At 62.5% G+C, this 9,864-nt stretch carries 7 protein-coding genes and 1 pseudogene; 1 reads left to right on the forward strand and 7 read right to left on the reverse strand.

Translation table 11 applies throughout. From position 1 onward, the window contains the following. Nucleotides 1-597 (reverse strand): annotated as a pseudogene (gene glyA / locus R3355_RS24040) (serine hydroxymethyltransferase); the annotation flags it as partial. Between the two features lie 383 nt (nucleotides 598-980). Between glyA and R3355_RS24045 the strand changes: the two are divergent. Next, nucleotides 981-1,985, forward strand: a complete 1,005-nt coding sequence (locus R3355_RS24045; RefSeq protein WP_318963648.1) for a GlxA family transcriptional regulator — start codon at nucleotides 981-983, stop codon at nucleotides 1,983-1,985. A gap of 115 nt (nucleotides 1,986-2,100) precedes the next feature. On the opposite strand, the gene R3355_RS24050 is transcribed toward R3355_RS24045, so the two are convergent. The 6 genes from R3355_RS24050 to R3355_RS24075 all read right to left on the reverse strand — a co-directional run. After that, nucleotides 2,101-3,570, reverse strand: coding sequence for a sodium:solute symporter family protein (locus R3355_RS24050; protein ID WP_318963650.1), 1,470 nt, complete (start codon nucleotides 3,568-3,570; stop codon nucleotides 2,101-2,103). Nucleotides 3,571-3,780: 210 nt separating this feature from the next. After that, complete coding sequence (locus tag R3355_RS24055) at nucleotides 3,781-5,406, reverse strand: BCCT family transporter (protein WP_318963651.1); 1,626 nt, start codon at nucleotides 5,404-5,406, stop codon at nucleotides 3,781-3,783. Nucleotides 5,407-5,481: 75 nt separating this feature from the next. After that, a complete protein-coding gene (locus tag R3355_RS24060; protein WP_318963653.1) occupies nucleotides 5,482-6,267 on the reverse strand; it encodes a creatininase in 786 nt (261 codons plus the stop codon). Between the two features lie 375 nt (nucleotides 6,268-6,642). Further along, nucleotides 6,643-7,854 carry a M24 family metallopeptidase gene (locus R3355_RS24065; RefSeq protein ID WP_318963654.1) on the reverse strand — a complete coding sequence of 404 codons (1,212 nt, stop codon included), beginning with the start codon at nucleotides 7,852-7,854 and terminating at the stop codon, nucleotides 6,643-6,645. A 792-nt stretch (nucleotides 7,855-8,646) separates the two neighbouring features. Further along, a complete protein-coding gene (locus tag R3355_RS24070) occupies nucleotides 8,647-9,654 on the reverse strand; it encodes a GlxA family transcriptional regulator (protein WP_318963655.1) in 1,008 nt (335 codons plus the stop codon). Between the two features lie 70 nt (nucleotides 9,655-9,724). Next, nucleotides 9,725-9,864, reverse strand: a 140-nt coding sequence (locus tag R3355_RS24075; protein ID WP_318963570.1) for an L-serine ammonia-lyase, iron-sulfur-dependent, subunit alpha, incomplete at its 5' end; no start/stop codon positions are given.

The following is a 9,864-nucleotide window of genomic DNA, read 5'->3' on the forward strand; positions in this document are numbered from 1 at the left end:
GAACAGCAGGGCACCGACCTTGTCGGCGATGGCGCGGAAACGTGGGAAATCCAGGGTCTTGGAATAGGCGGAGAAGCCGGCGACGATCATCTTCGGCTGGCACTCGACGGCCAGGCGCTCGACCTCGTCGTAATCGATCAGCCCGGTGGCGGTGTCGATACCGTACTGCACGGCGTTGTACAGCTTGCCGGACGACGACACCTTGGCCCCGTGGGTCAGGTGGCCGCCGTGGGCCAGGCTCATGCCGAGGATGGTGTCGCCCGGATTGATCAGCGCCAGGTACACGGCGCTGTTGGCCGAGGAGCCGGAGTGCGGCTGGACGTTGGCGTAGTCGGCGCCGAACAGTTGCTTGGCACGGTCGATGGCCAGCTGCTCGACCACATCGACATGCTCGCAGCCGCCGTAGTAGCGCTTGCCCGGATAGCCTTCGGCGTACTTGTTGGTCAGACCGCTGCCCTGGGCCTGCATGACCCGCTGGCTGCAGTAGTTTTCCGAGGCGATCAGCTCGATGTGATGCTCCTGACGCGCCTCTTCGGCGTTGATCGCCGCCAGCAGTTCGTCGTCGTAGCCCTGGATCTGGTCGTGTTTGCTGAACATCTCGATTCTCCCTGCGACAGTCTTGGGTCGCCTGTTGTTATTGATCAGGACGTAGCGCCAGCCCCACTCCCGTTTGGGAGCCATCAGCAGACGCATTGCGGTGCGCATCGACTGGGGGCGGAATGGATAACGCCTGTTGCAGCGGATTGTGCGAAATGCACCTGGCGACCGTTTGCTCATTTCCGACGCGAAAGTGTTCAAACTGGTCTGCTGGCGGAGCAGCTGAGCATGCCCGGCTCGCTCAAAGCGTTCGGCAATGGGTGTAAGATTGCAGCCGACGCAGGTGTCACCCTGCCGTCCAACAACAATAAAACGCACCGTTGCCCCGGCTGCCGGCCCATGGCCTGCCAGCAAGCGCGAGCGGCGCAGTGGAGGAGGAAAGAATGGCACCAGCATCGCCCCCCTTGGCACCGGCCGAGAGCCAGCCTGCCGCGCGGGTGAAAACCTTTGGTTTCCTGCTGAGCCCCAACTTCACCACGATCGGCTTCGCCTGCGCGATCGAGACCCTGCGCATGGCCAACCTGGCCGCCAAACGCACCCTCTACCGCACCCTGCTGATCGCCGCCGACCACGAGCCGGTGCGCGCCAGCAACGGCATGTGCGTGGTGCCGGATCACTCGATCAGCGACGCCCCCGAGCTGGATGCGCTGTTCGTGGTCGGCTCCAACCCGATCCCGGCCAAGCACGACCGCAACCTGCTCAACTGGCTGCGCAAGTTGTCCCAGCACCATGTGCCGCTGGGCGGCATCTGCACCGGCAGCCACCTGCTGGCCAGCGCAGACCTGCTCAAGGGCTACCGCTGCACCATCCACTGGGAAGACATCGAGCAGCTCAAGGACAAGTTCCCCGGCATCATCATCTCCAATCAGCTGTTCGAGCTGGACGGTGACCGCTACACCTGCTCCGGCGGCACCGCGTCCATGGACATGACCCTGCAACTGATCGCCCGCGAACCGGACGGGGTGGAGATCGCCACCCGCGCCGCCGAACTGCTGCTCTGCGACCGCATGCGCGGCTCCCGCGAACAGCAGCGCGTGCCCTTGCGGCAGAAACTCGGCAATACCCAGCCGAAGCTGAGCCAGATAGTCGCGATCATGGAGGCCAACCTGGAGGAGCCGCTGGAACTGGAAGAACTCGCCCAGCTCAACGAGATGTCGGTACGCCAACTGGAGCGGCTGTTCCACAAATACCTGGAACGCAAACCCAGCCAGTACTATCTGGAGCTACGCCTGAAACGCGCCCGCGACCTGCTCCTGCGCAGCGAGGCGCAGGTACGCGACATCGCCCTGTCCTGCGGCTTCGCCTCGCCGGCGCACTTCTCCAAGTGCTACAGCCGGCTCTTCGGCCACTCGCCGCGCGGTGAACGCAAGCAGAGCGTGCTGAACTGACGGCCCCCGACCCGCCACAACACATGGCGGGTAATTGTGGCGCGGCGTTGCCAAACCACGGACAGCAAAAGGCCGCGGACTTGAGCAAGCCCGCGGCCCCGTGCAAACCAGCCTGTTAGCGCCCGCGCTGAAGCACCGGCAATCGAGTGCGAGTGCGAGTGCGAGTGAGGATGGACACCGCCACGTAGCAGACGGATGAGGCCAGGCAGCCAATCAGCGGCCCCTCGACCCAGCCGATATCGGTGCTCAGCAACAGACCGCCGCTGGTGAAGAAGCCGACCAGCATGGCCGTCAGCGCGCCGGCGACGTTGCCCTGCCAGAAGGTGGAGATGAACACCGGGCCGATCATCGCCGCCAGCAGGGTGCCGGAACCGAGAATACCCAGCCACGACAGCATGAACGGCGGCGCATACATCATCATCAGCAGCCCCAGCAGGCCCAGCGCTACCACCGCGATGCGGTTGACGGTCAGGGCATGCGGCGAGTCCGCCTCGGCATGCTTGTTCAGCGCCAGGCGCAGGTCATGCGAGGTCGCCGACGCCACGGTATGCAGCATCGAGTTGGCGGTGGATTTCATGGCGAAGATGATGAACAGAGTGATCAAGCCCTGCAGAGCCGGGTGCATGAAGGTCTGCAGGTACATCGGCATGGCGTTGTCGGGATCGGACAGTTGCGGGCCGAAGGCGCGCATGTACAGACCGACGATCGGGATCAGGCTGAGCATACCGCCGAGAATCGCCACATACACACCGACCTTGTGCATCTTCACCTTCGGCCTAAATGCCAGGAAGCGAATGGCCATGTACGGCAGTACCGCGGCGAACAGGAAGGCATAGGGCAAAACCAGGAACACCGAGGCCTTGCTTTCGCCATAGGGCGCCGCCGTACTCGGGTTGAGCAGGTTCGGGTCGATGCTGTTGAGGTTGCTTTCCCACAGCCCCAGGTCGACGCTGGTGAATACCTGAATCATGATCACCACCGCCGCCAGCGCCATGCCGCAGACCATCACGGTATCGGTCCAGGCCACTGCAGCCAGGCCGCCGAGCATGGTGTAGAGGATGATCACCGAAATCATCAGCCAGGCGCTGCTGGTCATGTCGATGTTCAGCCAGGAGGCGCCGAGCATGCCAACTGCCTTGATCTGACTGACCAGGAACACCATCAGCAGGATGATCGTCATGACCGCTGCCACCCCTTGCAGCACGCGGCCGCCGGCGCCGCCACCATGGATCTGGCCGATGTACTCGGGAATGGTGTTGCTGCCCATGTGCAGGGCACGCTTCTGCATGTGATTGGCGAAGAACAGCACCGCGATCATCATCGCCGGGGCGAAGAAGAAGTTGCCCAGCAACTCGATGACGCCGAACTCGTAAGCCACCGCTGGCGAGCCCATGAAACCCCAGCCGCTGAAGCCGGTGGCAACTATGGTGCTGGCGCCGACGAAGGCACCGAGGCTCCGGCCGGCGAGGAGGAAGCCACCTTCTTCGCTGTCTTTGACTTTGCGCGAGGAGACAAAGCCGATCAGGATCATCACCGCGAAGGTGACGATCAGCAGGCCCCAATTGAACAGCTCGTAGAAGTCCATCGTGCTTACTCCACCTGTCCGGCTTTTTCTTTGGCACAGCGGCACAGATAGGTTCCGGCCGCGGTCAGGAGCATGAGAATGTTGAGCGCGACGAAGAGCGTGAGTACCCAGGAACTCATGAAAAAAATCCTCTTTTTATATTTGTAGGAATGATTGCTGGCTGAACCTGACAAGAGCCAGCCACCCCGCACCGAGGTGGCCGGCGGCGCCTCAGGCGGGCACAGGAACTTCTGCGTGGAGGGCCTTGGTCAGGCTCCAGCACATCAGCAACATGATCAAAGAGAACGGCAGCGCACTGGCGATGGCCGCGGTTTGCAAGGTGGCGAGCGAGGCCGTGCCCCCGACCACCAGCAGTACCGCCGCGACCAAGCCCTGCAGGCCACCCCAGAACACCCGATGGCGCTTGGCCGGGTGGATCGCGCCGTGGGACATGATGGTGGTCAGCACCAGGGTGGCGGAGTCGGCGGAGGTAATGAAGTAGGTGGCGATCAGCAAGGTTCCCAGCCACAGCGCCATGGTACCCAACCCGCCCAGGGACATGGAGTCGACCGTGGCGAAGAAGGCGCTGGCTACATCGGTGGAGACCGCAGTGGCGATCCCGCCCTGATCGAACAGTTCATTGCCTACTGCGGTACCACCAAAGGCGGCAATCCAGACGAAGGTCATGAGCGAGGGCACCAGGATCACGCCAAGAATAAACTCGCGAATGGTGCGACCACGGGAAACCCGGGCGATAAACACCCCGACAAAAGGTGCCCAGGACAACCACCAGCCCCAGTAGAACACCGTCCACCAGCCTTGCCAGCTGGATTTCCAGCCCTCCCAGGCGGCCGGATCCTGCTTGCTGGCGTCCATCCAGAAACTCATTTCGACGAAGTGCGCCAGGTAGTCGCCAGTGGCATCGATCAGCGACATGACCAGGTAGCGGCTCGGGCCCCAGACGAAGAAAAACAGGATCAGGACGATGCTCAATATGATGTTCAGCTCGCTGAGCCGCTTGACGCCACGATTGACCCCGGACACTGCAGAGGCCACCGCGACCAGGGTGATCAGCCCGATCAGGCACAGCTGCACCAACACCGAGCTTTCCAGGCCCAGCAGCCGGCTCAGACCGGCGTTGATCTGTTGCGCGCCCAGGCCCAGGGAAGTCGCCACGCCAAAGATGGTCGCCAGGATCGCCAGGATGTCCACCGCATGACCCCAGGGGCCATCCATATGGCGCCCGAACAGCGGCCGCAGAGTCGAGCGAATGGTCAGCGGCAGGCCCTTGCGGAAAGCGGCATAGGCCAACGCCAGGGCGACGATGCAATAGATCGACCAGGCATGCAGGCCCCAGTGGAAGAAGGTGATGCGCATGGCGGTTTCCGCCGCCTCGGCGCTCATGGTCGTAGTGCTGAACGGGTTGCCCTGCATATGGAACATCGGCTCGGCGATGCTCCAGAAGATCAGGCCAATACCCTGCCCGGCGGAAAAGACCATGGCGAACCAGGAGAAATAGCCGAACTCGGGACGCTCGTCCTGACGTCCCAGCCGGATACGACCGAAACGGCTGAACGCCAGCCAGGCGTTGAAGAATAGAAACAACGCCGCGATCAGCACGTAATACCAGCTGAAGGCGTAGGTGATGGCACTGCGGATCCGGTCGAACAGCGCAGCCGCCTGATCTTGGTACAGCAGCAGGCCGATCACCACGCTGACGATCAACCCTAGGGAGCCCAAGGTAACCGCGGGATTAAGGCCCTTCAGCCAAGCACTCTGGGAAATGTTCACCTGCACCTCCAGGGGCTTCCTGGATAGGGTGGCCGCGGCTTCCACCGCGCATGGTTGCGTATTCATGATGCTAGCCTCTCGATCATTCTTGTAGTTGTATGAATCAGTGGGCGATGACATTCGACTGTCGGGTTGGCATTGTCAGGGGACGCTTGCGAAAGCCTCCTCGACCGCCTTGGCGATACCCTCTACACAGACGCTCAGGATCAGCTCGCCCTTCTCGCGACTGGCTCCGCGGGCGGACGACAGGGTGCCGCAAGCGGGGGTACGTTCCGGGATGATGGGAAAGACGTCGTACGGCGGGAAACGGGCTGGCGGGTGATCGACCACCCGGTCCATATCGACCCGCTCGGGGTAGAGCGCCAGCATCAGCGAGGTCTCGAACACCCCGCCATGCTCGATGTCCCAACCGAGAAAGCCATCCGGGTAGAGCTGCGCGATAACCCCTGGATCGCTGACGAAATCCCAGTAGGACAGCACAACTACGCGGAAGTCATTGATCCCGGCATAGCGCAGCTCGCGCAGCCCCAGGTCGATGCCCTCGACGATGAACATGGAGTTCTCGTAGTGCCCGTTCATCAGCACCAGCCGGCGTACACCGTGGCGCGCCAGTTCGCGGATGATGTCCTGCACGCTATGGGTCAGGGTGGCGCCATCCAGGCTGGTCGTGCCCGGGAAGTGATTGCCGCCACCGGACTTCTGCTGCGACTTGTAGCCATAGGGCAGTGCCGGCAGCACCAGTGCATCGATGCGCTCGGCCACCCGACGGCTGACGGCGGTGGGCAACAGCACGTCGACGTCCATGCACATATGGTGGCCGTGCTGTTCAAGCGCACCGACCGGTAGAAACAGCACGCGTTCGCCATCGGCGATGGAGGCCTCATATTCCTTCCAGGTCAACTCGCCCACAAAGACACTGTTGTTCATGGTTGCTGTTCTCCAGGGAGATTGTCGTTCTGCTTGACCAACGGGACATGCCTGGCGGAGCCATCGATTGCCATGCGGGGGTAGTCGGCAGGTTCAGGGCTGTAGCCCACGGCCATGGCGAAATCAGGCCGCTGACCAAGGTGCGGGGGGAACTGCAGAAGCGCGATAGCCTCGTCCGGCAGCAGTGCATGCCACCAGGCAATCAGTGCCGAGTACTGACGGCGAAACGCCGCAGCCCACAGCGCCCATGGGCACGCTAAAGAGATCCAGCGAAGTGGCTTGCCTGGTGTATTCACCCTGTTGCCTCCTGGCCTGGCGGCCTGGGTAATGACTGCGCGGCAGCAGAGACGTGTCTCTGCTGCCGCGCAGGCCGGCTTACTTGCGAATGATGTTCTTCTCCGGACCGTAGGGGAACTTGGTGATGTTCTCCGCACCGTGCTCGTTGACGATCAGGATGTCGTGCTCGCGGTAGCCACCGGCACCTGGCAGACCTTCGGGCAGCATGATCATCGGCTCGATGGACACCACCATGCCGGGCTCGAGAACCGTGTCGATATCTTCGCGCAACTCCAGGCCAGCCTCACGGCCGTAGTAGTGGCTGAGGGTGCCGAACGAGTGGCCGTAGCCGAAGGTGCGGTATTGCAGCAGGTCGTGCTGGAGGAAGATCTCGTTCAGCTCGCGCGCGATGTCGCTGCAGCGCATGCCCGGCTTGATCAGTTTGAGACCGGCTTCGTGCACCTCGACGTTGACCTGCCACAGACGCAGGTGCTCGTCGGAGCAATGGTCGAGGAACAGGGTGCGTTCCAGCGCAGTGTAGTAGCCGGCGATCATCGGGAAGCAGTTGAGGCTGAGGATGTCGCCCTTGTTGACCTTGCGCGTGGTCACCGGGTTGTGCGCGCCGTCGGTGTTGATGCCGGACTGGAACCAGGTCCAGGTGTCCATCAATTCGACGTCGGGGAAGGTGCGGGCGATCTCGCGCACCATCGCCTGGGTGGCGTGCAGAGCCACTTCGTACTCCGGCACCTGATCCTGCAGGGCTTCGACCACTGCGGCACCGCCGATGTCGGCGATACGCGCGCCGTGGCGAATCATGGCATGCTCCTCAACCGACTTGATCAGGCGCATGCCCATGCAGGGTGCGGCGATGTCCAGCAACTGCGCATCCGGGTAGCGGGCGGCGAGCTTGTCACGATTCTGCAGGTTCAGATGGTCGAACTCGATGCCGATGCGACGCGCCTTGGGCAGGGCTTGCTGGATGGCGACGAAGAAGTTGTCACGCTGCCAGTCGGTGTAGACGATGTTGTCGGTGCCGACGGTACGCCGCCATGGCTGGCCGCCATCGATATTGGCGCTGATGGTCACCGCGCTGTCCTGAGTCACCACCAGGGCGTAGGGGCGGCCGAACGAGCAGAACAGGAAATCGCTGTAGTAGTTGATGTTGTGGTACGAGGTGAAGATCGCCGCGTCGATGTTTTCGGCGGCCATGTGGTCACGCAGTCGGGCCTGGCGGTTGGCATATTCCTGGGCGGAGAAGGTCGACTGGACCTTCTGACCGTTCTGAATTCTGAGCGTCTTGGGCATTTGCATGGAGTTGATCCTTGTTGTTTTCCAGTGACTCGGCCCACCGGTCTGGCTAGCCGTTGGAAAGCATTGCAACAGATACAAACAGCCGGTTTTTGTACGTTTCCGACCCGAAGTTGGTCAGATCCGCTGCGCCTGCCCAGGCATATACCGAAGCGTTGTAAGCCGCTTGAAAAGAGGCACGCAATGGATGAGGGGATCGCTACGCTCCAGGGCAGCCGCCCGGACACAAAAAAGCCCCGCCCGGTGCGAACCGAGACGGGGCGTTGTGGCAAAGAGCAGAGGAAACCGCCGATCCGCAGAATGGCGTGTGGAGGCATGCTCGTTGGGCTACGTCGCCTTGCTCCTCAGGCTACGCGCTCCGACTGTATCTACGGCTATCGCCTCGCAACACGCAATGGGGTTGTTTGTACGGCCGCTGGCGATAGATGCACACCGTAGGGGCGGAGGGAGACACCTTGTCCCATGCCCGCGCAACAGCGGTCGCGGCTATGGGCCGCTCCTAGAGTGCCGACGCCATGCAACAGTGAACGGGTACATCGCCAATAAAAAGGTCCGTAGCGGTGAATCCAGGCACAGCGCGTAGATCCTATGTTTATTTGCTAGACCCGCGACCTCGTAGGGTGGATGACGCTTCACCCATCCACCAATAGCGATGGTGGATGAAAAAAGCGTCAGCTACGCGCCGTGATCCACCCTACACAACCCCCATAGCCATAGCCCGGATGTAATCCCGGAGCGGCTGTGCAGGCAGCAGACTTCCCCGGATTGCATCCAGGCTACGAACACCTGCCGCGCTCAGTGCATGGCCAGGCGGCAGAGTTGCGACTTGCTCAAACGCTCGTTGCTCGGCGCCACACCGAAGTGTTCGCGATAGCACTTGGAGAAGTGCTGCGGGGACAGGAAGCCACAGTTGCTGGCCACCTCCACTATCGGCAAGGCCGTCTGCTTGAGCATCTGCCGCGCCTGCAGCAGGCGCAGTTTCAGGTAATAGCGCGACGGCGAACAACGCAGATACTGGCAGAACAGCCGCTCGAGTTGGCGCCGCGACAGTTCGACATAGCGTGCCAGCTTATCGAGTTCGATGGGTTCTTCGAGATTGGCCTCCATCAGCGCTATCGCTTCCTGCAACTTCGGCTGGGCACTGCCCAATGCCTGGCGGAACGACATCTGCGGCGGCCCAGACTCACTGCGCAGCTGCTCGTGCACCATAGTTTCGCTGATCGCGTCCACCAGCGCAGGCCCATGGCTGCGGCCGATCAGTTGCAGCATCAGCTCCAGCCCGGCCGTGCCCCCCGCGGCGGTGTAGCGATCACGGTCGAGCACGAAGCGCTGCGGGCTGAGTGAGACAGCGGGAAAGGTATCGCGCATATCCACCTGACAGTCCCAGCTCGTACAACACGCGTAGCCCTGCAACAGACCGGCACTGGCCAACACCCAGCTGCCGCTCCCCAGCGCCCCCAGGTGCACGCCCCGCCGCGCCAGATTCTGCAGCAGGCGGATCTGCTCGGGATCGCAGTCGCGCTGCAGGCTTTCGGCACCACACAGAATCAAGGCATCCAGCGCCGGCTCCGTGTGCGCAGCGCCATCTGGCGTCACCAGCATGCCGTTGCTGGCGCGCACGGCACGACCGTCCATAGTCAGGGTCTGCCAGCGATAGAGGCTGCGCCCGGAAAACTGATTGGCGCGGCGCAAAGGCTCAAGCACCGCCGCCAGGCCGATCAGGCTGAAATTGTCGCTGAGCAGGAAGCCGATCGCCGAAAGGGCGAGTTCTGCGGGCGGCTGCAACGCCTCGTAACTGGACATGCCTAGCTCTCCTCGACGCGGGCCTGTGAGCGGAACCTGAAGCGATTGGCGATGGACGGGGTAGCGGGGCTCAACACTCGATGGCGCTGACCGCCAGGCCGCCGCGTGAGGTTTCCTTGTACTTGTCGTGCATGTCGGCACCGGTGTCACGCATGGTGCGGATCACCCTATCGAGCGAGATGAAGTGCTGGCCGTCGCCGCGCAGGGCCA

Source organism: Pseudomonas sp., assembly GCF_033723075.1.
Classification (GTDB): Bacteria; Pseudomonadota; Gammaproteobacteria; order Pseudomonadales; family Pseudomonadaceae; genus Aquipseudomonas.

What these genes read in the sequence shown, in the direction of transcription:
- R3355_RS24045 (WP_318963648.1), top strand. Translation starts at nt 981, where the DNA reads ATGGCACCAGCATCGCCCCCCTTGGCACCGGCCGAGAGCCAGCCTGCC.
- R3355_RS24050 (WP_318963650.1), bottom strand. Translation starts at nt 3,570, where the DNA reads ATGGACTTCTACGAGCTGTTCAATTGGGGCCTGCTGATCGTCACCTTC.
- R3355_RS24055 (WP_318963651.1), bottom strand. Translation starts at nt 5,406, where the DNA reads ATGAATACGCAACCATGCGCGGTGGAAGCCGCGGCCACCCTATCCAGG.
- R3355_RS24060 (WP_318963653.1), bottom strand. Translation starts at nt 6,267, where the DNA reads ATGAACAACAGTGTCTTTGTGGGCGAGTTGACCTGGAAGGAATATGAG.
- R3355_RS24065 (WP_318963654.1), bottom strand. Translation starts at nt 7,854, where the DNA reads ATGCAAATGCCCAAGACGCTCAGAATTCAGAACGGTCAGAAGGTCCAG.
- R3355_RS24070 (WP_318963655.1), bottom strand. Translation starts at nt 9,654, where the DNA reads ATGTCCAGTTACGAGGCGTTGCAGCCGCCCGCAGAACTCGCCCTTTCG.